This window comes from Xanthomonas sp. 3498, from assembly GCF_014199795.1.
In the GTDB taxonomy this organism is placed as follows: Bacteria; Pseudomonadota; Gammaproteobacteria; order Xanthomonadales; family Xanthomonadaceae; genus Xanthomonas_A; species Xanthomonas_A rydalmerensis.
In genome coordinates, this window is sequence record NZ_JACHOH010000002.1 from 500,773 (window position 1) to 524,449 (window position 23,677).

The 23,677-nt window shown below is 64.6% G+C and carries 18 protein-coding genes, 1 tRNA gene and 1 pseudogene; 12 read left to right on the plus strand and 8 right to left on the minus strand.

The window, feature by feature from the left end; translation table 11 throughout:
• The first annotated feature begins 10 nt into the window (after positions 1-10).
• Positions 11-1,327, plus strand: a complete 1,317-nt coding sequence (gene aroA, locus GGR66_RS07265; RefSeq protein ID WP_184447798.1) for a 3-phosphoshikimate 1-carboxyvinyltransferase — start codon at positions 11-13, stop codon at positions 1,325-1,327.
• 205 nt (positions 1,328-1,532) lie between these two features.
• Here the strand turns inward: aroA and GGR66_RS07270 are convergent, their stop codons facing one another.
• The 4 genes from GGR66_RS07270 to GGR66_RS07285 all read right to left on the minus strand — a co-directional run bounded on the left by GGR66_RS07270 (position 1,533) and on the right by GGR66_RS07285 (position 9,050).
• Positions 1,533-4,340 carry a S9 family peptidase gene (locus tag GGR66_RS07270; RefSeq protein ID WP_221236364.1) on the minus strand — a complete coding sequence of 936 codons (2,808 nt, stop codon included), beginning with the start codon at positions 4,338-4,340 and terminating at the stop codon, positions 1,533-1,535.
• A gap of 1 nt (position 4,341) precedes the next feature.
• A complete protein-coding gene (gene trxA, locus GGR66_RS07275; protein WP_160970992.1) occupies positions 4,342-4,674 on the minus strand; it encodes a thioredoxin in 333 nt (110 codons plus the stop codon).
• A gap of 49 nt (positions 4,675-4,723) precedes the next feature.
• The gene (locus GGR66_RS07280; protein ID WP_184447799.1) at positions 4,724-6,496 is read right to left on the minus strand and encodes an ABC transporter ATP-binding protein/permease; all 1,773 of its coding nucleotides are present in this window, start codon (positions 6,494-6,496) and stop codon (positions 4,724-4,726) included.
• 85 nt (positions 6,497-6,581) lie between these two features.
• Positions 6,582-9,050, minus strand: a complete 2,469-nt coding sequence (locus tag GGR66_RS07285) for a TonB-dependent receptor (protein WP_184447800.1) — start codon at positions 9,048-9,050, stop codon at positions 6,582-6,584.
• Between the two features lie 388 nt (positions 9,051-9,438).
• On the opposite strand from GGR66_RS07285, the gene GGR66_RS07290 reads away from it, so the two are divergent.
• Positions 9,439-10,893 carry a PLP-dependent aminotransferase family protein gene (locus GGR66_RS07290; RefSeq protein WP_184447801.1) on the plus strand — a complete coding sequence of 485 codons (1,455 nt, stop codon included), beginning with the start codon at positions 9,439-9,441 and terminating at the stop codon, positions 10,891-10,893.
• Positions 10,894-11,308: 415 nt separating this feature from the next.
• Here GGR66_RS07290 and GGR66_RS07295 read toward each other — a convergent pair whose 3' ends face one another.
• Together GGR66_RS07295 and GGR66_RS07300 are read right to left on the minus strand one after the other, a co-directional pair.
• Positions 11,309-11,563, minus strand: a complete 255-nt coding sequence (locus GGR66_RS07295; protein ID WP_184448138.1) for a hypothetical protein — start codon at positions 11,561-11,563, stop codon at positions 11,309-11,311.
• Between the two features lie 105 nt (positions 11,564-11,668).
• Positions 11,669-12,322: an energy transducer TonB gene (locus GGR66_RS07300; RefSeq protein WP_160970625.1), complete on the minus strand. Its 654-nt coding sequence runs from the start codon at positions 12,320-12,322 to the stop codon at positions 11,669-11,671.
• Between the two features lie 131 nt (positions 12,323-12,453).
• Here GGR66_RS07300 and serS point away from each other — a divergent pair, with 131 nt between their 5' ends.
• The 5 genes from serS to GGR66_RS07325 all read left to right on the plus strand — a co-directional run bounded on the left by serS (position 12,454) and on the right by GGR66_RS07325 (position 17,959).
• On the plus strand, positions 12,454-13,734 hold the full coding sequence (gene serS, locus GGR66_RS07305) for a serine--tRNA ligase (protein WP_184447802.1): 1,281 nt from the start codon (positions 12,454-12,456) through the stop codon (positions 13,732-13,734).
• Positions 13,735-14,118: 384 nt separating this feature from the next.
• Complete coding sequence (locus GGR66_RS07310; protein ID WP_184447803.1) at positions 14,119-15,108, plus strand: LysR family transcriptional regulator; 990 nt, start codon at positions 14,119-14,121, stop codon at positions 15,106-15,108.
• A 223-nt stretch (positions 15,109-15,331) separates the two neighbouring features.
• Positions 15,332-15,421, plus strand: a tRNA-Ser gene (locus GGR66_RS07315).
• Positions 15,422-15,505: 84 nt separating this feature from the next.
• Complete coding sequence (locus GGR66_RS07320) at positions 15,506-16,984, plus strand: site-specific integrase (RefSeq protein ID WP_184447804.1); 1,479 nt, start codon at positions 15,506-15,508, stop codon at positions 16,982-16,984.
• 93 nt (positions 16,985-17,077) lie between these two features.
• Positions 17,078-17,959 (plus strand): hypothetical protein, encoded by an 882-nt coding sequence (locus tag GGR66_RS07325; RefSeq protein ID WP_184447805.1) that lies wholly within the window; start codon positions 17,078-17,080, stop codon positions 17,957-17,959.
• A gap of 378 nt (positions 17,960-18,337) precedes the next feature.
• Here GGR66_RS07325 and GGR66_RS07330 read toward each other — a convergent pair.
• Together GGR66_RS07330 and GGR66_RS07335 are read right to left on the minus strand one after the other, a co-directional pair.
• A pseudogene (locus GGR66_RS07330) lies at positions 18,338-18,676 on the minus strand (hypothetical protein).
• Positions 18,677-18,818: 142 nt separating this feature from the next.
• Positions 18,819-19,670: a WYL domain-containing protein gene (locus GGR66_RS07335; protein ID WP_255421607.1), complete on the minus strand. Its 852-nt coding sequence runs from the start codon at positions 19,668-19,670 to the stop codon at positions 18,819-18,821.
• Between the two features lie 205 nt (positions 19,671-19,875).
• Between GGR66_RS07335 and GGR66_RS07340 the strand changes: the two genes are divergently transcribed.
• Genes GGR66_RS07340 through GGR66_RS07360 form a run of 5 tightly spaced genes read left to right on the plus strand, consistent with a single transcriptional unit; the run spans position 19,876 to position 23,385 of the window.
• Entirely contained in the window at positions 19,876-20,790 is a 915-nt protein-coding gene (locus tag GGR66_RS07340) for an AAA family ATPase (protein WP_184447806.1), read from the plus strand.
• Positions 20,787-21,254 carry a hypothetical protein gene (locus GGR66_RS07345; protein ID WP_184447807.1) on the plus strand — a complete coding sequence of 156 codons (468 nt, stop codon included), beginning with the start codon at positions 20,787-20,789 and terminating at the stop codon, positions 21,252-21,254. The genes GGR66_RS07340 and GGR66_RS07345 overlap by 4 nt, the downstream gene beginning before the upstream one ends.
• Positions 21,251-21,754: an HORMA domain containing protein gene (locus tag GGR66_RS07350; RefSeq protein WP_184447808.1), complete on the plus strand. Its 504-nt coding sequence runs from the start codon at positions 21,251-21,253 to the stop codon at positions 21,752-21,754. The genes GGR66_RS07345 and GGR66_RS07350 overlap by 4 nt, the downstream gene beginning before the upstream one ends.
• A complete protein-coding gene (locus tag GGR66_RS07355) occupies positions 21,751-22,647 on the plus strand; it encodes a CBASS oligonucleotide cyclase (RefSeq protein ID WP_184447809.1) in 897 nt (298 codons plus the stop codon). Before GGR66_RS07350 ends, GGR66_RS07355 begins: the two co-directional genes overlap by 4 nt.
• 15 nt (positions 22,648-22,662) lie before the next feature.
• Positions 22,663-23,385 carry a DUF6602 domain-containing protein gene (locus GGR66_RS07360; RefSeq protein ID WP_184447810.1) on the plus strand — a complete coding sequence of 241 codons (723 nt, stop codon included), beginning with the start codon at positions 22,663-22,665 and terminating at the stop codon, positions 23,383-23,385.
• Positions 23,386-23,677: the final 292 nt, after the last annotated feature.

Below are 23,677 nucleotides of genomic sequence, written 5' to 3' on the forward strand. Positions count from 1 at the left end.
TTCAGGAACGATGATGAGCAACGAGCAAGGCTGGATCGCAACGCGTGGCACTGCGCTGCAGGGCACGCTGACGGTGCCGGGGGACAAGTCGGTGTCGCACCGGGCGGTGATGTTCGCGGCGTTGGCCGATGGCACGTCGCGGATCGAGGGGTTCCTCGAGGGCGAGGACACGCGTTCGACCGCGGCGATCTTCGCGCGGCTCGGGGTGCGGATCGAGACGCCGTCGCCGTCGCAGCGCGTCGTGCATGGGGTGGGCGTGGATGGGCTGCAGGCGCCGCAGGGCGAGCTGGATTGCGGCAACGCCGGCACCGGCATGCGCCTGCTCGCCGGGCTGCTCGCGGCGCAGCCGTTCGATAGCGTGCTGGTCGGCGATGCATCGCTGTCCAAGCGGCCGATGCGCCGGGTCACCGAGCCGCTGGCGCTGATGGGCGCGCGCATCGACACCGAGGCCAACGGCGTGCCGCCGCTGCGCATCCATGGCGGCCAGCCGCTGCGCGGCATCGAGTTCGTCTCGCCGGTGGCCAGTGCCCAGGTCAAGTCGGCGGTGCTGCTGGCCGGGCTGTACGCCGAGGGCGTCACCTCGGTGCAGGAACCGCATCCCACCCGCGACTACACCGAGCGCATGCTGTCCGCGTTCGGCGTGGACATCACGTTCTCGCCGGGCCAAGCGCGCCTGCACGGCGGTCAGCGCCTGCGCGCTACCGATATCGCGGTGCCGGCCGACTTCTCCTCGGCGGCGTTCTTCATCGTTGCCGCCAGCATCATTCCCGGCTCGGACATCACCCTCAAGGCAGTCGGACTCAACCCGCGCCGTACGGGCCTGCTGGCGGCGCTGCGGCTGATGGGTGCGGACATCGTCGAGCACAACCACAGCGAGCATGGCGGCGAGCCGGTCGCCGACCTGCGCGTGCGCTACGCGCCGCTGCGTGGTGCGACGATTCCGGAGAGTGTGGTGCCGGACATGATCGACGAGTTCCCGGCGCTGTTCGTGGCCGCGGCCGCGGCCGAAGGGCAGACCGTGGTCAGCGGTGCGGCGGAGTTGCGGGTCAAGGAATCGGACCGCCTGGCAGCGATGGCCACCGGGTTGCGCAGCCTCGGCATCGTCGTCGACGAGACCCCGGACGGCGCCACCATCCACGGCGGCACGCTGGGCGCGGGCAAGATCGAGAGCCACGGCGACCATCGCATCGCCATGGCCTTTGCCATCGCCGGGCAACTGGCGCAAGGCGAGGTGCGGATCGAGGACGTGGCGAACGTGGCGACGTCGTTCCCCGGCTTCGACGCGCTGGCGCGCGGCGCCGGATTCGGATTGCGCGCTGCCGGTTGAGGCATGACTGCGGCCTGCCGAGCGCAGGCCGCGGTGCGTGCATCGATCGCGTCATACGCAGCGCCTCGGGCGAAGGTGCCGCCTCGCGCGAGCGGCAAGCCTCGGCGAGCGTCGCCGGGGGCGGGATGTTGCTGAGGCGCTCGCTTGTGCGCTCAGCCGCCACCCCGCTACGCAGCGCGCAGTGGAGTGGCGGCGCCGGCATCGATCATGCGACCTTGCGTGCGGAATGCCGCGTCAGTTGCAGCGAATGGCCCGGATAGTCCGCTTCCGACCAGGCTTCCGCGCGTCCTCCCAGGTGGCGGCTCAGGAAGTCCTCGCACAGCGCGTTGAACGACATGCGGTTGGCCTCCCGCACGAAGCCATGGCCCTCGTCCGTGTAGAGCGCGTAGGTCACCGCGATGCCGCTCTGCCGCAGCGCGGCCACCATCTGCTCGGATTCGGCCTGCTTCACGCGCGGGTCGTTGGCGCCCTGGGCGATGAGCAGCGGCGTGCGGATCTGCGCGGCGCGGTGCAGCGGCGAGCGCTCACGCAACTGCGCACGGCCTGCGTCGGTGCCCGGGTCGCCCAGCGCACGGTGCTGGCGCACGCGGTCCGCTTCCCAGTAGGCGGGAATGGAGGCCAGCAGCGTCTCCAGGTTGGAGGGCCCCACCACGTCGATGCCGCAGGCGTAGCGCGTCGGATCCCGCGTGAGCGCCGACAGCACGGCGTAGCCGCCGTAGCTGCCGCCGAAGATGGCCAAGCGCTGCGGATCGGCGATCCCACGCTGCAGCGCCCAGGCCACGGCGTCGTCCAGGTCTTCGTCCATCTTGCGGCCCCATTCGCCGTCTGCCGCGTTGACGAAGCGCTTGCCGAATCCGGTCGAGCCGCGGAAGTTGACGCTGAGCACCGCGTAGCCGCGGTTGGCCAGCCACTGGTGCATGGGGTTGAAGCCGAAGGCGTCGCGCGACCACGGGCCGCCGTGCACCAACAGCACCAGTGGCAGCGGATTGGCGGCGCGCAGATCGCCCGCGTCGGCATCCACGGGCACGGTGAGGTAGGACACCAGCGGCAGCCCGTCGCGCGCGGGGATGACCACCGGCTGCATCCGTGCCAGCGGCGCCCAGGTCAGCCGGGGCCGCAGGTCCATCAGGTGCTGCAACGTGCGCGCCTGGCGGTCGTACAGCCACGTCGACGAGGGGCGCGTGTCCGACGACAGGGCGACGATCCAGCGCTGGTCGTCCTCGGTGCGTGCGGTCATGCGCCATTCGCCGTTGCCGGCGGCATCGTCGAGGGTTTCGATGTCGCGCAATAGAGCTTCGTCCAGCATGTGCAGCTTGAAGCGCTCGTAGGTGACCCCGTAGGCCAGGGGGCGGTGGCTGGCGGCATCGGTGAGCATGCCGCCGATGTCCGCGCGCGGGTCCTCGGCCAGCACGCTGACGGTGCCGCTGTCCCAATCGATCGCGACCAGCGCGGCGGTGTCGCGCCCGCGGCTGTCGTAGGCATACAGGGTGTGGCCCTGCTCGTCGAAGTGCGAGGGCCCCGAGCTGCGCGCGTCTTCGGCGGAGAACACCTGCCAGGGCTGCCAGTGTCCGGCGGCATCGCGCCGGAGCCATTCGCTGCCGCCATCGCGGGTGTTGCGTACGGCCAGCTTGCGCTCGTAGCGCGCATCCAGCACGAAGCCGGCGAAGCCCGGGTTCTCTTCCAGGCACTGCAGCTCACCGCTGCGCAGATTCAGTAAATGCACGTCGAAGAAACGCGCGTCGCGCGCGTTCGACACGATCGCGATCTCGTCGCGCCGCTGTCGGCTGATGCTCTGCACGCCGGTGCGCACGCCCGGCGCGGCGGGCGTGAGGGCGCGCAGGGTGCCGTCGGCGAGATCGGCGCCGAACAGTTGGAAGTTCTCGTCGCCGTCGCGGTCCTGCGAGAACAGCAGCATGCCGGGGACGTAGGTCCAGTCGAAGGCCTGGATGCCCCGCCGCGCGTCGTGGGTGATCTGCCGCGCCTCTTGCGGGCTGGCGCTGGGCGCCGCCCAGATGTTCATCACGCCATCGCCGTCGGCCAGCCAGGCCAGCCACTGGCCGTCCGGGCTGATGCTCATGGCCGCCCGCGCCGGGTTGGCGAACAGGTGCTTGCGCGGGATGAGCGCGGCGGGCGCGGAGCCGTCGGCGGCATGCAGGATGTTCTGCAGCGCCAGCGCTGCCTGGCGCCATTGCTTGGCGTACTGGTTCCTCTGGTACCTGTAGAAGGCCCTCAGCCGCTTGGCTTTCTCGGGATGCTTTTGCTCCAGTAGAAGGAAGACATTGGTGTATTCGGTGTCCCCCGGCTCGCGGCTGGCCTTATCTTCCTCATGCAGGGCTCCCAGCACCTGCGTCATGTCGTCGTCGTCCGCCTTGCTCCAGGAGTAGGCGGCCATGCCCGCCGCGATCCGTGCGCTCATCCAGCCGCGCAGCGTGTCGGACACGGCACTGCGGGACTGCATCGGGTCCCAGGCGGCGGCTTCGATGCACGATCCCACGGCCGCGGCGACCGACCCGGGCTCCTGGACATTGGTCTGCTCGACCGCAGCGCGGCGGGCTTTGCGCCAGCGGGCGCCGTCGACGTCCTGGCCCTCCAGGCGTGCAGCATGCAGCGCGGCAACGCCTTCCAGCGCCTCGGCCAGGCCTGCGGCCGCTTCCAGGCCGTGCAGACCGTGGGTCTTGCCCTTCAACAGCTCCAGCAGGGTACGGCTGCCCACCGTATCCATCGGCATGCCGGGCGGAATGCCCTGCAGCAGGTGGATGCCCCATGCCACGCCGAGGGTCGAATTGCCGGCGACCATGGAGTCGATTGCCAGGGCGAGCCACTTCGGCAGGCCGAAGTCCGCCTCCCAGCGGTCGAGGTCGTCGCTCTGCAGCAGGCTGCCGACGACGCTGCCGACCTCGCCGTTCCAGTAAAGAGGCCGGTGCTCCCAGCGGCCCGCGTGTTCCAGGCCGTACAGCTGGTCGATCACTTGCTGACGCAGCTGCGGGTCGCCGTGGTATGCGTGCATGCTCATGTCAGGCCTCCAGGCATTCGTCGATGACCTGGGCGATCCGCGTCTTGGAGACCAGGCCCACCAGGCGGGCCTTTTCCTTGCCGTCCATGAACAGGATCATGGTGGGCAGGCCGCGCACCTGGAACTGCTGCGCAGTGTCCTTGTTCTCGTCCGCGTTGATCTTGCAGATGCGGGCTTCGCCCGCGTATTCCTCGGCGATGTCGTCCACGATGGGCAGCAACTGCTTGCAGGGAGCGCACCATTCGGCCCAGAAGTCCACCAGGACCGGGCCGGAGGATTGGAGGACCTGTTCTGCGAAGGTCGCGTCGGTGAGTGAGATGAGCTTGGAGGGCATGGTTCGGCCTCTGTCAGTGGTCGGAAAGGGGGGGGGGGAGTAGGGGGATTCAGGCGGGTACCGGAGGGGGACTGAAGCCGTGGCCGTCGCCATCGTGCGTGTGGCCGTCCTCGCCTCCGCCTTGGCTGCGTTGCGGCGTCATGTCCAGCACGTGGTCGTGATAGGCGGCCAGCGATTCGCGGTGCGCCACGCTGATCAGGGTGCTGTCCGGCAGCGCGTGCACCAGCGCCTGGTAGAGCGCGCGCTCGGTGTCGGGGTCCAGCGCGCTGGTCGCCTCGTCCAGGAACAGGTAGTCGGGCCGGTGCAGCAGCGCACGGCAGATCGCCAGCCGTTGCTGTTCGCCGCCGGAGAGCGTCTGCTGCCAGCGGTCGCTGTCGTGCAGCCGTCCGGCCAGCGTCGACAAGCGGACCTCATGCAACACGTCCTGCACGCGCCCGTCGTCGAAGTCCTCGGGTTGCCCGGGATAGCACAGCGCCGCCTTGAGCGTGCCCTGCGGGATGTAGCTGCGCTGGGGCAGGAACATCAGCCGGCCATCCCGGGGCTTGTCGATCTCGCCCTCGCCGTAGGGCCAGATGCCGGCCACGGCGCGCAGCAGCGTGCTCTTGCCGGCACCGGAGGCGCCGCGCAGCAGCCAGCGCTCGCCACGGCGCATCCGCAGCGCGGGAATGGTGGTTAGCGGCGCGCCATCGGGCCTGTGCAGGGCCAGGCCGTGCGTGGCGATGGCAGGCTCGGGCGTCTGCGAGACGTGGATGCCCGCAGGCTGTGCGTGGACATCCTGCAAGGCGCCCAGCAGGTCGCGCAGTCGGTTGCCGAGTGCCCACCACTCGGTGAAGGTGACGTAGGCCTGGCTGAAGAAGGCCAGGCTGCTGCTGACGGCGCTGAAAGCGCCGCCCACGCGCGTCACGTCGCCCATCGTGATGGCGCCGGAGAGGTAGCGCGGCATCGCCGCCGCCGTCGGCAGGAGATGGGAGGAAAAGGTGTTGCTGTAGGTTTCGCGCGCCAGCATCAGTTTGGCGTTGCGCGCGATGATGTCCCGCCAGTTGGCGCGCACCTGTTCGAATGCGTCGTCCAGGCGCTTGTGCTCCTGCGCGCCGCCATCGTAGAAGGCGATCTGCTCGGCGTTCTCGCGCAACTGCATGCCGCGGTAGCGGAAGTTGGCCTCGACGGTCTGGCGGAGATTGAACAGATGGATCAGCGGCCGCCCGGTAAGGTGCGACACCAGCAGCATGCCGGCCGAGTATGCATACACCAGATAGACCATGTACCCCGGAATCGCAAAATCGATGCCCCACAGCGTGAAGTGCAGCGTGCCGGACAGGTTCCACAGGACGACGGTGAAGGAGATGGCCGACACCAGCACATGGATCGGATCCAGGAACAGCTGCAGCGTCAGTTCGATGAAGCGCGCCACGTCCTGCGAGATACGCTGGTCCGCGTTGTCCAGGCGCCCGTCGCGCTCGATGGCGTAGTACGCGCGCCGGCGGGTCCACGCGCGCAGCAGCCAGCGGGTCATGGCGGTACGCCATTCGTATTGCTGCAGTTGCGTGATCGCGAACAGGAGCACCATCGCCAGCAGCATGGTGAGCATGCCGGCGATCCAGGACAGGCCCAGGCTGTGCCAGATGTCGTCCCATTGCCGCTTCACCAGCGCATCCACCACCTGGCCCTGGAGCTGGTTGCTCCAGACCGCCAGATAGATGCTGGTGAACATCAGCGTCAGCCTGATCGCGAGCAGGATCCAGCCGCGCCAGCTTTCCCGCGACGTCCAATAGGGCAGGATCAGGTCGCGCAGACGGGGGCGGTGGTGGTGGGGGGCGTTCATGGGCGTTGGGAACCTGGGATGGGCGCAGGGACAGGCCGTGGAGTGCGTGGCGCGCGGCGTTGCCGCGCGCTAGGCGACGCGAGGGTCAGAGCTTGCGTTCGTACGTCAGTGTGAAGGTGCGCTTGTCGTAGATGGGCACGTACCCGCTGCTGGTGGAGTAGCCGTACAGCGTGCGGTTCGCCAGGTTCTTCGCACCGAGCCGCAGCGACCACGTCGGCCGGGTATAGGCGATGCCGGCATCGAGGCGGGCGCCGCCCGGCGAACGCGGGTCGGTTTCCCGTACTCCCAGGATGGAGTCGCTCCAGCCGCTGATGCCGAAGGCCAGGCTCAGGTCGCGCAGGCGTTCGGACTGAAAGTCGTAGGTGCTCCACAGGCTCACCTGGGTGCGCGGCTGTCCGCCTGGCCGCAGGGTCGGATCGAACAGGCTCTCCAGTTTCACATAGGAGTAGTTGAAGATGAGGTTGAGCCCGGGCATGAGTCTGCCCGAGGCTTCCAGTTCCGCACCGCGGGAGCGTTGGCCGTCGATCAGGTCGTTGCAGTTGCGTGGGCGGTTGCGCTGCAGCAGGTTGAGTTGATCGATCTGGAAGACGGCGGCCGACCACGAGAAGGTGTTGTCCGCGTTGTTGCTCTTGATGCCCAGCTCCTTGCTTCTCGACTGGGTGGGCGGGACGGACGTCGAATCGGTGCCGCAGACCACCAGATCCGAAAACAGCGGCGAAAAGCCTTCGGCGTAGCTGGCGTAGACGGACGTGTTCGAGCTCAGGTTGTAGATCAGCCCGGCATTGACGGTGTTCTTGCTGAGCGAATGCGCCCTCGAAGTGAGCACGGCACCGGGCGCCGGCGGCGCCGGATACACGATGGTCGTTCCCTGGCCGACGTCGATGCTGGAATGACGCAGGCCTGCCACCAGGGTCCACTTGTCCCATTTCACCGTGTCCTGGAGGTACAGGCCGCGTTGGGTTTGCGCTTGGGCGCTGCCGAAGGAGCGGTTGCCATCGCTGCGTTCGAGCTTGGGGAAAGGGTATTGCGTGGGCGCATCGAATCGGTTGTTGATCCGCACGCTCGAGTACTGCGTCGTATCGAAGTCGTAGTCGATGTGGTTGGCGCCCGCCACCAGATGTTGCTCCAGCGGCCCCGTATTGAACGTGTAGCTCAGGTAATGGTCGCCGCTGGTGGTCGTCTGTGTCGTGCGGGCCAAGGTACCGCTGTAGTTCAGCAGCAGGGTGGCCGTGTCGACCGGGTACTGCGCCGTCCATATCGCCAGATCCAGGTCGTTGCGCGTGCGCTGCATGCGGCTGGTGAACTGCAGCGCGTCGGTGAAGGAATGCTCGAGGGTGTAGAACGCCGAGTGCGTATAGGTATCCGCGCCATCGTCGCGGTTGCCGGGCCGGGTAGGGGCAGGAGGTTCGATGAAGCCGCGGATCGCCACGGTGTACCGGTCCGGCGGCACGCGGGACAGGTCGGCCGAGATGCCGGCGATGAAATCGGTGTCCGCATTCTTCCAGCGGATTTCGCCCAATCCGTAGTTCTGCGTGCGTCCGTCGTAACCTCCGGCGCTGCTGCCGGCGCGCGTGCCCGAGACGATCAGCCGATAGCTGAGTTCCTTGCTGTCGTTCAGGGCGCCTGCCAGGTCGACGGTGCCGGTGCGTTCGGCATGGCTGCCGTAGCTGAGCGTCACGTCGCGGATCGGGTCGGTCGTCGGCTTCTTGGTGACGATGTTCAGTGTGCCGCCCAGGGCGTTGGCGCCGGCGAGCAATGCCTGCGGTCCTTTCAGCACCTCGACGCGTTCCACGCCGGCGATGTTGGTCTTGACGGAGTTGGGATCGCTCAAGCCATTGGACAGTGTGCTGTTGGCCGTGCCGAAGCCGCGGATGCTGAACCCGCTGGTACCCTGCGCGCCGGGGCGCACGACCACGCCCGCCACGTTCCGCAGCGCGTCTTCCACCGTGGCCGTCTGCTGCGTCTCGAACACCTTGGCCGTCAGCACCGTGACCGACTGCGGCACATCGCGCAGATCGGCATTGCCGCGCGTCGCCGTGGGAGAACTGGAGGCGCGGAAGCCGGTCTCGGCTTCGTCGCGCTTGGCGGTGACCACGACCGAATCCAGTTGCTGCACGAAGACCCGGATCGAGCCGTCAGGCGCCGATGCCATGGTCAGGCCACTGCCCGAGACCGCCGCCTGCACGGCTCCCTGCGCGGTCGTCTGGGCGGCGATGGCCGGGGCGAGGATGTCCTTCACGTCCGACGCCTGGAACTGGATGGGCGTTCCGCTGATCCGCTCGATCGCCTGCAGAGTGGCGGACAGCGGGCCGGCCGGAATGGAAAAATTCCGGCTTTCCGGCGCCGCCTGCCTGGTCGCGCCGGCGCTGTCTTGCGGCTGGGCGTGGGCAACGCCCGACAGCGCGAGCACAAGGGCCGCATAGAGCGCGGTGGAACGGGACGGTGCCGGGCGAAGCGTCAGGGACTTGATGGGAAACACGGCGGAATCCTCTGCGATGGCGTGGCGTGGCGTGGCGTGCGGAATCGCGATCGACGGACGCGATTCATGGTCCATGGGTGCAATTCAGCTGTTCCATACACTTTTCATGCGATCTACCTGGGGCGATTCCCTGCCATGTATGGCTTGCCGGAAAGCGCTTCGGGCCGAGCATGCCACGCCAGAAGTGTTTGGTACAGTTGAAATTCACGTCATGTCACACGCGTGTAGGGGGCGGGATGTAGAAGCCCGGCCGCCTGCGCCGCAGTGCACCTCGCTGGGGCGCGCTAGTGGCTTGGAAGTGCAGGTGACGGCAGTGCTGCGCCCCAGGGTGGTGCGGTCTGTGCACCGCTGCGGCGCAACATGGCGCCGCGCAACTGTCCGCATCAATTTTTCGAATCCGCCAGCCAGTGCTGCCGACGGTCTATCATCCTGGGCTCTTCGCCTTCCCCATTGCTCCCCGCCCATGCCAGCCTCTCCTCCATCGAAGCCCGCCGCCAAGCGCACGCGGAAGGCAGCCGCGCCGGCTGCCCGAGCCAGTGGTCCGCTCATCGACCGGATCTTCGACGACGTCAGGAGCCGGATCGAGCAGCAGTCGCTGGAGATCGGCGAGCGCCTGCCGTCGGTCCGGGCGATGGCCGCCAGCATGGCCATCAGCAACGAGACCGTGCTGCGTGCCTACGACAAGCTCACGGCGGCGGGTTATCTGGAAGCGCGCCGCGGATCGGGTTTCTACGTATCGCCCCGCGCCCGTCAGGCAGGTGCGCTGGCGCAGCCGGATCAATGGAGCGGGCCATCGACGGGGGTCAACTGGGGCCACCTGCTGCATGCGGAAGGACCGCATGACGGCTCGGCGCTCGGTACGCTGCCCGCCGAATGGGGTGGGAGCGACCTGCTGTCCGAGGCCCTGCGGGCCGTGGCGGCGCGGCCGCGCAAGAGTCTGTTCGATTATTCCGACGTCCGGGGTTGGCTGCCCTTGCGGGAGGCGCTGGGTGCCAGGTTACGCATGGCCGGGATCGCTGCCGCCGCCGATCAGATCGTGACCACGGCCGGCGCCGCCGATGCCCTGGACCTGATCGTCTCGATGTACCTCCACCCGACCCAGTACGTGTTGGTGGAGGAGCCGGGGCCGTTCATCCATACGCAGCGGCTCCTGGCCAGCGGCCTCTGGCTCCTGCACGTGCCCCGCCTGGACGACGGCCCCGATCTGGAGCAGTTCGTGCAACTGTGCGAGAAGTATCGGCCCAAGGCGTTCTTCTGCAGTTCGGTGCTCCAGAATCCGACCTGCACCAGCATGTCGCCGCGCAAGGCCCATCAGTTGCTCAAGCTCGCCGAGCAGCACGATGTGTGGATCGTGGACGACGACTCCCATGGCGACCTGCTCCCGCGCGGCCAGCAGGGATCGGTCACGCGCCTGGCGGCCCTCGACCACTTCGAGCGCGTCATCCACATCGGCAGCTTCTCGAAGACCCTGGCGCCGGGCCTGCGGTCGGGGTTCCTGGCGGCCAGCGGCCAGCGCCTGGAGCACATGCTGTTGAAGCGATCGGTCTGCTCCATCCATTCCTCGCTGCTCACCGACCAGATCGTGCACCACGTACTCACCGAGGGCGGCTACGAGCCGCACTGCGAGAAGCTGCGCAGGAAGCTGGCCGCCAGCGGCAAGGCGCTGCTGGCCAAGGTCCGGGCCCGCGGTTGGCAGGCCAGGGACACCGGGGCGGGCATGTACCTGTGGACGTCGTTCGGCGAAGACGTCGATGCCCGGGCGGTCGCGGACGTGCTGCGCGCGGACGGCATGATGCTTGCCACCGAAAACGTGTTCAAGAGCGATGGCGCCTACCGGCACGTGCGCCTCAACGTCGCGCGTACCGACGACGCGATGCTCGATCGGATCGCCGCCGCCGTCGCCAGGGTCGTCGGATAGCCGCGGCCGGACGCGGTGTTCTGATGGCACGCGTGCGGACGCCTGGCGGTCTGTCTTGCCCGATCGGGCAGGTCCTGCCAACCGGTGGCGATGGACCCACGGCAATGCGCCGCTGGATACGAACGCGCGGCGGCATCACCCATCAAACTGGACGCGGGCACTCGCGGGAGCCACCGCGACCATCGCATCGCATGCCTCGGCCATCGCCAGACATCTATCCGGTGCGAGACAGGGTGCGGATCGAGGATGTGGCGAGCGTGGCGACGTCGTTTCCGGGCTTTGACGCACTGGCGCGCGGCGCTGGACTCGGGGGTGCGCGCGCAAGCGGCTGTGTTACAGCGGCCGCGTGCAGGCTTGGCGAGTGTTTTCCACTTGGATGCTTGAGACCGGATTTTGAATCCGGTGTCGGAAGACTTCAGTGCACCGGCGGCTGCGACCGCGGCGGATCGTTGGCCGGCGTCATGGGCGTGGCGCGGGGGCTTCTGCCATCGTCGTCGCGATCCACCGCCAGCCACCAACCGGCCACCGCCAGGGCCAGCGCGATCACGATCATCCAGGCCCAGGGCGACCCATGATCGGCGCGCGCATGCGACTCCCGGCGCGCAGACGACGGGCGGGCCGGGCGCTTCCACGCATCCAGCGGCTGTGTCGACTTGTACGGGGTGGGCATGGCGGCAACTCCGGTGCCGTGGGACGGGTCCAGTGTCGCCCAGGACCCGCCTCAGGGGTGTCACCCCCATGTGAACGCCGCCCGCGCGTCCGGGTGGCGATTCAGTTACGGCCCCGGCTTGAAGTCGAACGGAATCTCGATGCTGGCCGGCACCGCATGGCCGTTCTGCTGCGCCGGGCGGAACTTCCAGCGGCGTACGGTCTCCATCGCCGCGCGGTCCAGGTCGCGCGAGCCGCTGCGCCGGAGCAGCGCCACGCCGGCCGGCGCACCGCTGGCATCGACCTCGACCCGCACCACCACGGTGCCGGCATCGCCACGACGCAGCGCCGCCGGCGGATAGCGCGGCGGCGGGGTCTGTCCTTCCAGCGGCACCGGACGGTCGCCCGGGGCCAGCGCGGTGGCCGTGCCGCCGGCGGTATCGCTGCCCGCAGCCGGGGCAGGGCCTTGCGTAGTCGGCGGCGGCGTCGGCGCGGTCTCCACCAGCTTCGGCGCATCGCCAGCGGGCGCGGGCTTGGCCTGCGGCATGCTGCTGGCGGCGCTGCCGGCCGGCAGCGGCTCGGGCAGCGGCTTCACCTGCTCGGTCTCCTGCTGCACCTGCGCCGGCTGCGGCTTGTAGAAATCGTTGTCCTTGCGTCCGACCAGCCATACCACCAGGAACAGCAGCAGGCCGACGGCGAAGGCGATGCCGACGATCGCGAGCAGGCGCCGCGGCAGATGCAGCACGATGCCGGACTTGGAAGACGAGGGCGACGTGGACATGGGACTCACCGTAGGGAACCGCTCGATTCTGGCATAGCCGCGGTGAATCGCGCGCCGCCGCGGGAGCAAGTCGGCAAAACCGCGACGGACAGGCGATAATCCCGGGTTCGTTCCCCTGGCACCCCGCGCCCATGCTCGATCCCGCTCTGCTTCGCCAACAGCCCGCCGACCTCGCCGAGCGCCTGCGCACCAGCCGCGGCTATGCGCTGGACGTGGCCGTCCTGGAGGCCCTGGAGGCCGACCGCAAGCGCATCCAGGTGCGGACCCAGGAGCTGCAGAGCCTGCGCAACAGCCGTTCCAAGGCGATCGGACAGGCCAAGGCCAAGGGCGAGGACGTGAGCGCGCTGATGGCCGAAGTGGCCGGTTTCGGCGACGAGCTGAAGGCCTCCGAGCAGCGCCTGGACGAGATCCGTGCGCAACTGGAGACGCTGGCGCTGGAGATTCCCAACCTGCCGCAGGCCGACGTGCCCGCCGGCAAGGACGAAGCCGACAACGTCGAACTGCAGCGCTGGGGCACCCCGCGCAGCTTCGAGTTCGAGGTCAAGGACCACGTCGAACTCGGTGCGCGCCATGGCTGGCTGGACGGCGAGTCGGCGGCCAAGCTGTCGGGCGCGCGCTTCACCGTGCTGCGTGGGCCGATCGCGCGCCTGCACCGCGCCCTGGCGCAGTTCATGCTGGACCTGCACACCGGCCCGCATGCCTACCAGGAAACCAACGTGCCGGTGATCGTCAACGCCGACAGCCTGTACGGCACCGGCCAGTTGCCGAAGTTCGAGGAAGACATGTTCGCCACCGCGCTGGGCGAACAGAAGCGCTACCTGATCTCCACCTCGGAGATCTCGCTGACCAACCTGGTGCGCGACGAGATCGTCGAGGCCGAGCGCCTGCCGCTGCGCATGACCGCGCACTCGCTGTGCTTCCGCTCCGAGGCCGGCAGCGGCGGCCGCGACACCCGCGGCATGATCCGCCAGCACCAGTTCGAGAAGGTGGAACTGGTCAGCGTGTGCCGCCCGGAGGACAGCGTCGCCGAACACGATCGGATGACCCGCTGCGCCGAAGTGGTGCTGGAGACGCTCGGCCTGCCGTACCGCAAGATGCTGCTGTGCACCGGCGACATGGGCTTCTCCGCCAGCAAGACCTACGACCTGGAAGTCTGGCTGCCGTCGCAGCAGACCTATCGCGAGATTTCTTCCTGCTCCAACTGCGGCGACTTCCAGGCGCGTCGCATGCAGGCGCGCTGGCGCAACCCGGCGACCGGCAAGCCCGAACTGCTGCACACGCTCAACGGCTCCGGCACCGCGGTCGGCCGCGCCATGATCGCGGTGATGGAGAACTACCAGAACGCCGACGGCTCGATCACCGTGCCCGACGCGCTGCGCCCGTACATGGGTGGGGCCGAGCGGATCGGTTGATCGACCGGGCCCGGGGCATCCACCTCGGGCGCGCCTCGCGTCGCCGTTGCTGCGGCGACGCCCTCCTGTCCGTCCCTGTGCTCACGCAAATTGTCCTGATGCGGGCAATGCCCCGCCTTGCGCCACAAGTGGGTCTTCGACCCGGACGGGGCAGGGCGTTTGCATGCATTGCCCACTGCCGCACCCGCCGCAAACGGCGTTCCGCGTGCGCCGAACTCCCGTCCCCGTCACTTCGCGCTAGCCCGGCCGGGGTTACCCTGCGTGCGTTCACATCCGTGCCTGAGCCACCGCGCGAGCGCGACCGGCGTCCCTGCAGCGCGAATCGTTGTAGGAGTAGAATGAACCGGATCCGATTGTCCCCATCGTTCTAAATATCGAAAGAACATGCACGACCTCAACGATCTGTACTACTTCGCCATGGTGGTCGACCACGGCGGCTTCGCCGCCGCCGAGCGCGCCCTGGGCATCCCCAAGTCGCGCCTGAGCCGTCGCATCAGCCAACTGGAGAGCGACCTGGGCGTGCGCCTGCTGCAACGCTCCACCCGCCGCTTCGCCGTCACCGACCTGGGCATGAGCGTGCACCGCCACGCCCAGACCATGCTGGCCGAGGCGCAGGCCGCGCGCGAAGTGGTCGACCGGCTCAGCGCCGAGCCGCGCGGGCTGGTGCGGGTCAGCGTGCCGGTGTCGCTGGCGCAGATGCAGCTGCCCAAGTTGCTGCCGATGTTCCTGGACCAGTACCCCAAGGTGCGGCTGCAACTGAACATCAGCAACCGCCGCGTCGACATCATCAACGAAGGCTATGACGTCGCCCTGCGCGTGCGCTCGCGCCTGGACGACGACGGCAGCCTGGTGATGCGCAGCTTCGGCCAGGTGCAGGAACTGCTGGTCGCCAGCCCCAAGTACCTGGACCGCGCCGGCCGCCCCAAGGACCCCGAGGAACTGGCCTCGCACGTCACCCTCAGCATCAGCGAGGACGAAGCCCGGCAGCGCTGGGAACTGCATGGCCCGGCCGGCGAAGTGCGCCGCGTCGACCTGCAGCCGCGTGTGGCCGGCTTCGACTTCCCGCTGCTGCAGTCCATGGTCAAGGACGGTTTCGGCATCACCCTGCTGCCCGAGACCGTCTGCGCCGAAGCCGTGCGCAACGGCGAACTGGAAGTGGTGCTGCCGGAATGGTCGCTGCCGCAGGGCATCTGCCACGCCGTGTTCGCCTCGCGCCGCGGCCTGCTGCCGGCGGTGCGCGTGTTCATCGACTTCCTCGCCGAACACCTGCCGCGCCAGATCGAGGCCTCGCGCCTGGACTGCGGCGGCGACTGCCCCGAACGCACCAAGGCCCGGCACTCGACCCTGGGCGCCATGGCGGTTGAGGCGGGCTGAGCGAAGCCGGCCGAGCAAGTCGGTCGAGCAAGTCGGTCGAGCAAAACCGCTGCGGGCATGCGAAAATGCGTGCCCGTGCCGGTGGTTCTGGGCTCGGGTGCATCGGGTGTCGTCAGCGGCACCGACCGCTTCAGGCGGGGCAGGCACTACAACGTCGCGCTGCTGCGGCGTTGGGCTTCAAGCGGCTGCGACGTTCTTCCGCAGCACCGCCGCGTTCGCAAACGGAGAGATGGCCGAGCGGTTTAAGGCACCGGTCTTGAAAACCGGCGAAGGGTCAAACCTTCCGTGGGTTCGAATCCCACTCTCTCCGCCAGTTGCTTCCAAGTCATTGATTTTGAAAATAAATATCTGACTTGGTTTGATTGGAAGGCAGGAAGCATGCAGAGGAAACACTTGCATGCGCATCCCACATCATTTGAGCCGGTCGTCCACCGGCCGCTGGTCGTTCGTCCAACGTGTGCCCGTCGATTTGCAAACCGTGATGGGCTGCCGGCTTATCAAACGCACCCTGCAAACGAAGGACGTGGCGCAGGCTCACGTGCGTGCGGTCGTGCTGGGGGCGGGCTATGCTCGGCTCTTCGCACAGTTGAAGGATCAACGCGTGGCCAAGCTCAGCAAGTCGGACGCTGACCTGCTCATTGCTCGCCTGACGAGCGCCGAAAACCTCCAGGAACTGACGCTCAACCGCACCCGCCAACCGGATGGGACGGTGACCGAGCAGTGGCAGATCGACAGCCCCAAGGACCTGAAGCTGTATCGGCAGCTGATGGAGCTGGAAGCGATGGCCGGGGCGGCTTTGCAGGCTCGCGCCCTTCCGGTTGCCGTGCCCACGATGTTTGGATCCGCACAGCATGCTGGCCCGAGTAGGCATGCTTCTGCGCCGGCCATTGAGACGATGACACTGGGCAAGGCCCGGGACGCGTTCCTCGCGACCCTCAAGGGCTCGACGTTGCCCAAGACCTACACCATCAAGAAGACCGCCATTGAGGCTCTGGTGAGCTTCCTCGGCGAGAAGACCAAGGTCCACGCCATCACGCGCTCGGACCTGGCTCGCTGGTATCAGGACATGCGGGAGAAAGGTGCGTCTACACCGACGCTCACGAATAAGCAGTCCTACATCGGCGGCAAGGGCGGCTTCTTCGAATGGGCCATGGCGTCGGGCCACTACCCGAAGGGCGATAACCCGGCCTCTGGTCACGTCAGCTACTCCCAGCGCGAGAAACGGGCCCGGAAGAAGCTGGGCTTCAAAGCGTATGACCGCGCCCAGATCCAGGCGCTGTTTGCGCCCGACGCGCTGGCCAAACTGTCGGAATCGGCGCGCTGGGCCTCGCTCATTGGGCTCTACACCGGTGCCAGGGCATCTGAGGTCGGCCAGCTCCTCATCAAGGATGTGTTCGAGGAGGACGGCATCCCGTGCATCCGCATCTCAGACGAAGGCGAGCACCAGAAAGTGAAAACCGAAGTCAGCCTTCGGACGGTCCCGCTCCATCCTGAGCTCCTCAAGATGGGTTTCCTGGATTGGGTCGATGGCAAGCGTAAAGTCGGTGAAACCAGGCTGTTCCCGGCTGCCAAGGCCGCCGCCGTGAACGGACAGGGCAACTGGATCACAAAAGCGTTTAGTAGACATCTGGCCGAGGTGGGGAAGGGCTGGGAACCGGCGAAAAGGGGCTTCCATTCGCTCAGGAAGACGTTTATCCAGGAACTGCAGGGGGCTGGCGTGGTGTCTGAGCTGAGGGCACAAATCGTCGGCCATGAGCTCGATGACGAGCACCACGCAACTTACAGTCGTTGTTTTACTGTGCGCGAAAAGCGCGATGGCATCGGAGCGCACTCGATCGGGATTGCTTCTGTTAACTACTTCGATCGGGATTGCTAGGGTGTGTTCGATTCAGAAGTTTACGCGCACTTTGTAGCTTGAACTTTCGATCGTCCATTTGTTTAACTGTGAGATCCATTGGGTGAGGTTAAAATGACCAGGTTATGGGAAGATACAGTCGTTACGGCACTCCGTGACGCGCAATGGTTGAGGTGTGCCCGAGGGAGATCTCCAGCGACCGCTTTCCCGCCTGGTTTTGTCAAGCTTGATGGCAATGCTGAGTCTGCAGTTGGAGACGTAGTTTACGCTTCTGGTGAGCGTTATTTTGTTTTTGAGGTAAAAGCTAGGCGCTCAGGCATTAGGGACGAGTGGATTGGGCGTGATGATGCGAGGCCCAAGCTAGCTTATAGGTCGCTGGCACATTTTTGGAAACGGCTAGAGGATCTTTCCTCAACTGACAAAAATGTTGACCGAGCAGCGCGCTTTAGGTTGTTGCGTTTCTTCGAATTTTCGCTAGCCGGCCACCATTTCGCTTATTGGGATGAGTGGGAGGATGATGACGGGAAGCTTGTCGGTGAAATCGTTGTCGAGCCCTACGTTGCGGCGTGTTCTGCGCTATTTGATTCGACGGACGAAACATCACCTTGGCAGTATCTAAATCCATGGCCAAGAAATTATTTTGGGTTGACGTGGAAAGAAGGGGCGGATCGCCTTACGTCAGAGGTTGTCAGTTTGGATGATGCTCTGGATTCCGAAGTCAATATTTGCTTCTCCGAGGATGGTTGCTCGCCCGGCCGAAAGGTGGGTCTCACCCTTAAAGAGTTGCAGGCCTACGTAGACAACTTGATTGGAGGAGATGAAGAGGAAGAAGGGATATTTGCTGTCGTTATGTCAGATACGGGGAGCTTCTATCGCATAGCTGGGTCGACTAGGGAACTTGCGAAGATAATGAAACCAAGCTCGCCAAGGATGTCGCCAAGGCGTCAGCGGAAGCCTGGCGCGACACTGCTCGGTGTAAAAACTCCTGCGCCTTGATTTACTCTACGTCAGGCAGCTGTTCGAGAAGTCGTGAGATTTTTCGGTCTGACGTGGTCGTGGTGCGCCATTTCTTCGCCCATAGTCTGACTGCCAAGTCGGCTTCCGCAGAAGCCTCTTGTGGTGAAACCCGATCTAGAGACGCTAGGTATACCTTTTCCCAGATTTTCCTCTCTGTCTCATTTTCTTCGTTTAGTTGCGAGGTAACAGTCACGTTGGCGGATAGGTGGGGAGTTGTCTGAAAGCTAGCGCGGAGCCGCAGGAAGTCAAGCTTTTGCTGCCTAGGCCCATCACTTAGATGGATCGGGAGATGCGCTGTTCGCTTAAAGAAAAGAAGGCTGCCAAGGGCGGCCTTCTTATCCCAAGGAGATATTCCTTCTATTGGGTCAGCTGCGCATACATCACGAACAGAAACATCGGCAGCCCGCTCAGGACAGCGAAGGCCGCAAACGAGCCCATCAGGGTCAGCAAGGTCATGGCCCACCACTGCCACCACGCAAAGCCTTTGTCCCGCGCCCGGGGCCACACGGGCGTCGGCCGGGTAGAGGCGTCCTACCTTTCGCGTTCCTCGCGGGCCATAAGCGGCCCGACAAGGAACCCAAAAGGTCCCAGGAAAAGCAAGGTCAAGGAGTACCACCAGAAAAGTCGGTCCCGTGGCGTCATGAGCTTGCGCCGTGCGGTCACCGGCTCGTCAAACAGAGGAGGCGGAACGCTCATTTGGCGTAGGCCCGCCAGCCGTCTGATTCCTTTGTATACCGAAGGTTCTTGCGATTGGAAAGAAGGGCAAGAATGCGGCCTCGGTCACAGATGCAATCTGAGCTACCGCCGTGGGGCCAACAGAGGCTTGAAAGACAAGATATCAGCGCCGACCATGCCGAAGGCCATCGCGGTCCTCACGCATCCACTGCTTGACCTCTTCGGCGTTTTCGACCACGACATGCTGCTGGGCGGGCATGTCTGAAATGGCAAGGCTTTCCAGGTTCAGATGCCGGAGTGTGTAAAAGAGCATCGCCTTGCGACAACGCAACTCACAGTGCCCGTCAACCATCCCGTAATCGCGCATGACCACGTGCCTCTGCGATGGCGTAAGTCCGGGGTGTGGTACAAGCGAAACGATGACTTCAGTGTTCCAGCCTTCGTCAAGCGATGGATCGACTGACTTCTCGCTAAGGACGTGCTCAAGCACATCCAGTCGTCCGATTGCGAAGTCGCGAAAGATTTGCCTCGTGTGGCACCAAGCTCTGACGTGCCACCTCAGGCCGTCAAATCCAAGCGCATGGGGCGAAAGCACCCACTCTTGCGGCTCCGGTGCGTCCATCGACTGATAACGGACAAGGAGGGCGACTCGATCGCGGATGGCGCGCACGAGGGTCGCGACCTCGTCTGCTTCGATCGCGCGCGACGGACTGACGACTACGCCTGTAGAAGGTTGGTAGCCCACGAAGCTCTCGTCAGGTTCCACGATTCCACGAGCGAGACGCTGCAGCTCGTTGAGGTAGCGCGTGGCTTCGCTCCTCTTTGTAATCGGCTTGAACTCGGGCGTCGCAAGATAGATCCGCTGCCGATTGTCGTAAACCAAGTTATCGCTGGCCAATTGCTGATACAGCCCCAAGTCCGCGCTAGCCTGCGGTGCCGAAATATCGAAGAACTGCATCAGATCGCTGCGATTGATGCGCCCGTCATACTGCAGGCGCACATCGATGAAGTTCAACCTGCGGTTCTGCCCCCAGCGGACCTTGGAACTTCCAGACGACTCCATCGAACTCTCCCGGCAACAGGGCCTAAGCATACAGGCCGTAAACATACTTGACTACCTCTACAAAGTATCCGTATGATTTGTTTACGGACAGGGATGGCCTGCCCGGTCGCACTGGTGCTAGGACCGGGCGACTTGGACTACCTCTGAGGATCAAGCGATGCGGAACTTGTTACCCGGTCATGATGTGCCGCAGGCCAAAGGTATTCAGCGCAGCCGGGCGCTGCCAGACGCGTCTCTAGGTGCGCTCTGGGATTCGATCAAGCTTGAGGAGGGAATCAAAGAACGCCTCCTATCGCAGGCGATCTTGAATTTCACGCTTCGGCCTAAGGTGGCACGTAGCGTCTTGCCGATGCACGGGGCGATTCTCCTCGTGGGCGCACCTGGAACGGGCAAGACGTCGCTGGCGAAGGGGCTGGCCAACCGCGTGTCCGAGCTTTTTAAAAGCGAACGCTTTCGTCTGCTGGAAGTCGAGCCGCATATGCTGACCAGTTCGAATATGGGCAAGACCCAGCGTGCCGTGTCCGACCTCTTTTCACAAACTATCGCCGAGGCAGCAGCGCTCGGCCCGACCATCGTGCTTCTTGATGAGGTTGAAACCCTTGCAGCAGATCGCACGCGAATGAGCCTCGAGGCTAATCCGATCGACATCCATCGCGCGACGGATGCCGTTCTCGTGCAACTCGATGCGCTGGCTGAGCAATACACAAACATCCTGTTTCTCGCCACCAGCAACTTCCCGGAGGCTGTCGACCAAGCGTTTACCTCGCGGTGCGACCTTGTGATGACCATCCCGCTGCCAGGCGCCGACGCCTGCAGAGAGATTCTGCTTGATTGCCTAAGTGGCTTGGCCGCGACTTTTCCAGCTCTCAATGCGTTGAAGAATGGCGCGGGGCTTAATGCATCAGCGAAGGCATGCGTTGGGCTAGATGGGCGTGCGATCCGCAAAATGGTCGCTAGTGCATTAACGTTCAACAAGGAAACGGCTATCGACCCGTCGCGCCTGACGCATCAAGACCTCCTTCGTGCAGCGCAGGCGGCCAAGGTTGAGCGCGCGGGAGGGCGAGTCGCATGAGCGTCGTTCGCCGCGCATTTAAGAGCACGCCAGGCCGGGACGCGTCTGAAACTTGGCGGGCAATCACCGAACTCCTCCTGCGCAACGGCGATGGGTCAGCGCGCGCTGAGCTTGAGGCGGTCGCTGGCATTGCCACCAGTCTCATTGCGGATCAGGCTCCACGGGAAGCACCGATTACCGTCATCTGCAGTGGGCCGCGCACACGCATCTACTGCCTTTATGACGACGATGCGATAGGCGGAGAAGACGTGAACGAGGAGAGCATGGGTTTCGATCCACTCAAAGGCGAATGGTCGATATCCCTTCCTTGCCCCGCAGATGACCTGAGCTGGGCACAGCGAGCCTTGGCCGAGCACTCTAAGCGCATCACCGCCCGGGACTTGTCAGACAAGCAGACGGAGGCGGCGGCCAGCTCCACAAGTTCCTCTGTGCTGACGCTTGATACGAAAGGGTTCCTCGCATGACTACCGTCGTCGTGAACACCTACACGCACTCAGTCGTCTACGTCGCTGACAACATATTGAGAAGCCTAAAAGACATCATCAGGCTGAGCGGCCTTGATCCGGCAGCTTTCGTTGGAGACTGGGAAACGAACCACCGAGCCATCAAAACGTGGCTTGCCAGTCAACACCTGCGGGGTGTTTGGCTTGAGATCTACAATCCTGCGACCAATGCGCTGATTGTCCGCTGGGATATCGAGATCAGCTACGCGTGGAGCAGCGAAGACGGCACCTTCTGGACTGATACCGAGCAGCTTCGCTACGCCATCCGTAAGGCCGGGCTGTCGCCAGCGTCCGCCCGCTACTCCCTTCTCCTCGATACCAAGCCGGGGCGGCCTGATGTGTTGGGTTGGGGCACTGGCCACGAGCGTTCAATAGCGGGGATGGTGCGGCAAAGCCTCGGCTCTACGATCGAACACAGCGGCCTTGGAGGCCGGACTTCTTACCTGAGGAACTCATCGTGATCTCGATTGAAGATGCCTTTCGCAAGTTCAAGCACCGTCTGGAACTAAATGACCGTGAGCAGGCTAACGCTAGCGCTCGACACCAAGAGGTGCGCGATCAAATCCGGGATAAGTTCAAGGTCGATACCGATTTCTTGACCGGATCTTACGCCCGTTGGACCAAAACCAAGCCTCTTAAAGACATCGACATCTTCTTTGTCTTGAAGAACTCTGAAAGCGCGTATCTGAGCAAATCGCCATCCGTGGTGCTGGACGACTTCTTTAGCGCGTTAAAAGAGAAGTATGGCGATCGCGTCAAACGCCAGCGTCGTTCACTCAACGTCTCCTTCGGCGTCTCTGCCGACGGCGAAGACAACACCGACTACCGCGTGATGAGCGTGGATGTGGTGCCAGCGCTCGCTAGTGGCGACAACTATGCCATCCCCGACGAGACGCTTGGGAAGTGGATCGATACCAACCCGAAGATCCACGCCGACAAGGCGACGGCTGCGCATCAGGCTTATTCTAGTGAATGGAAGGGCATCGTTCGGATGCTCAAGTATTGGAACAACAATCCAACGCATGGCGAGAAGCCGATCAAGCCGTCCTTCCTGATTGAGGTGATGTGTCTCCAGGCTCTCCATGGGGGCTGGGGTGGCAGTTTCGAGCGTGAGATTCAAGGGGTATTCGCTACGCTTGCCGATCGTATTTTCGATACGTTTGATGACCCGGCAGGGCTTGGCCCCCCAATAAGCGACGAAATGGATCAAGCGCGCAAGCAGCGGGCCCAGTCTCTTCTTCGGGCGGCCGAGCGAGAAGCTGCGGTCGCAATCGACCATGCTCGCCGAGGGCGTCAGGGTGAGGCGCTACGCGCTTGGCGCGCTCTGTTTGGCGTCAAATTTCCATTGTCCTAATGCCGGAGGGTGAATGTGAGCGAGTGGAGTCTGTCCGCACTTCTGTCCGACTTACATGCCGATATCGAGAATCGTCTCTCAATCGCGCGGCGCAGTTTCGCGCACCCTGGAACAAAGGGTGACGCCAGTGAATCAGTTTGGATCGAGCTTCTAGAAAAGTATCTGCCTAAGCGCTACCAGGTTGCCCAAGCGCACGTGGTCGATAGCCTTGGGAATTTTAGTGAACAGATCGATGTGCTTGTGTTCGATCGACAATATTCCCCATTTATCTTCAACTTCCAAGGGCAGACCATTGTGCCCGCGGAGAGCGTCTACGCGGCCTTTGAGGCGAAGCAGACCGTCGACGCGGCCCTTGTCGAATACGCGCAACGAAAGGTGGCTTCTGTGAGACGACTGCACCGGACCAGTCTTCCGATTCCGCATGCCGGTGGCATTTACGCGCCGAAGCCACCAATCCCGATCATTGGTGGCGTGTTGTCTCTTGAAAGCGAGTGGAAGCCTGCGATGGGCGACCCGCTACGAAAAGCGCTTGCGGCCGACCAAGAGCTCGGCCTCCTCGATCTTGGATGCATCGCTTCACACGGCCACTTCGTTAGGCTTGAGGGTGGAGCATACGATTTTGTCCCCGAGCGGAAGCCGGCGACGGCGTTTCTTTTAAAGCTGATCGCCACTCTGCAGTTCAGTGGGACAGTGCCCATGATTGACGTTGATGCCTACGCGGAGTGGCTTGCCAAGTGATGCTGCCCATGGACGTGCGATCTCTGCTGCTTGGAAGATAGCTTTCCTACGAAAAGCAAAGGAAGGTTCACCCGCTTAGACGTCTTGCTGGGCCGGCCTCAGTTCGGAGCGGGCTGGGGATGCCGATCGCTATCGCTACCACTATCACCGTCTTCAGTCAGTGCTGCCATCAGCCTCGTCTGATGGAAGGGTCGAGAGGTCTTTTGGATGCGGATGCACCACACGCCGCTCTCCTGAACGATGTCGTTCAGCTTGAGCTGAGCGACTTCATTGATACGTGCGCCGGTATCTA

Coding starts and splice junctions, on each gene's coding strand:
- aroA (WP_184447798.1), top strand. CDS start 11: ATGATGAGCAACGAGCAAGGCTGGATCGCAACGCGTGGCACTGCGCTG.
- GGR66_RS07270 (WP_221236364.1), bottom strand. CDS start 4,340: ATGAGCATGCACGCATACCACGGCGACCCGCAGCTGCGTCAGCAAGTG.
- trxA (WP_160970992.1), bottom strand. CDS start 4,674: ATGCCCTCCAAGCTCATCTCACTCACCGACGCGACCTTCGCAGAACAG.
- GGR66_RS07280 (WP_184447799.1), bottom strand. CDS start 6,496: ATGAACGCCCCCCACCACCACCGCCCCCGTCTGCGCGACCTGATCCTG.
- GGR66_RS07285 (WP_184447800.1), bottom strand. CDS start 9,050: ATGGACCATGAATCGCGTCCGTCGATCGCGATTCCGCACGCCACGCCA.
- GGR66_RS07290 (WP_184447801.1), top strand. CDS start 9,439: ATGCCAGCCTCTCCTCCATCGAAGCCCGCCGCCAAGCGCACGCGGAAG.
- GGR66_RS07295 (WP_184448138.1), bottom strand. CDS start 11,563: ATGCCCACCCCGTACAAGTCGACACAGCCGCTGGATGCGTGGAAGCGC.
- GGR66_RS07300 (WP_160970625.1), bottom strand. CDS start 12,322: ATGTCCACGTCGCCCTCGTCTTCCAAGTCCGGCATCGTGCTGCATCTG.
- serS (WP_184447802.1), top strand. CDS start 12,454: ATGCTCGATCCCGCTCTGCTTCGCCAACAGCCCGCCGACCTCGCCGAG.
- GGR66_RS07310 (WP_184447803.1), top strand. CDS start 14,119: ATGCACGACCTCAACGATCTGTACTACTTCGCCATGGTGGTCGACCAC.
- GGR66_RS07320 (WP_184447804.1), top strand. CDS start 15,506: ATGCGCATCCCACATCATTTGAGCCGGTCGTCCACCGGCCGCTGGTCG.
- GGR66_RS07325 (WP_184447805.1), top strand. CDS start 17,078: ATGACCAGGTTATGGGAAGATACAGTCGTTACGGCACTCCGTGACGCG.
- GGR66_RS07340 (WP_184447806.1), top strand. CDS start 19,876: ATGCGGAACTTGTTACCCGGTCATGATGTGCCGCAGGCCAAAGGTATT.
- GGR66_RS07345 (WP_184447807.1), top strand. CDS start 20,787: ATGAGCGTCGTTCGCCGCGCATTTAAGAGCACGCCAGGCCGGGACGCG.
- GGR66_RS07350 (WP_184447808.1), top strand. CDS start 21,251: ATGACTACCGTCGTCGTGAACACCTACACGCACTCAGTCGTCTACGTC.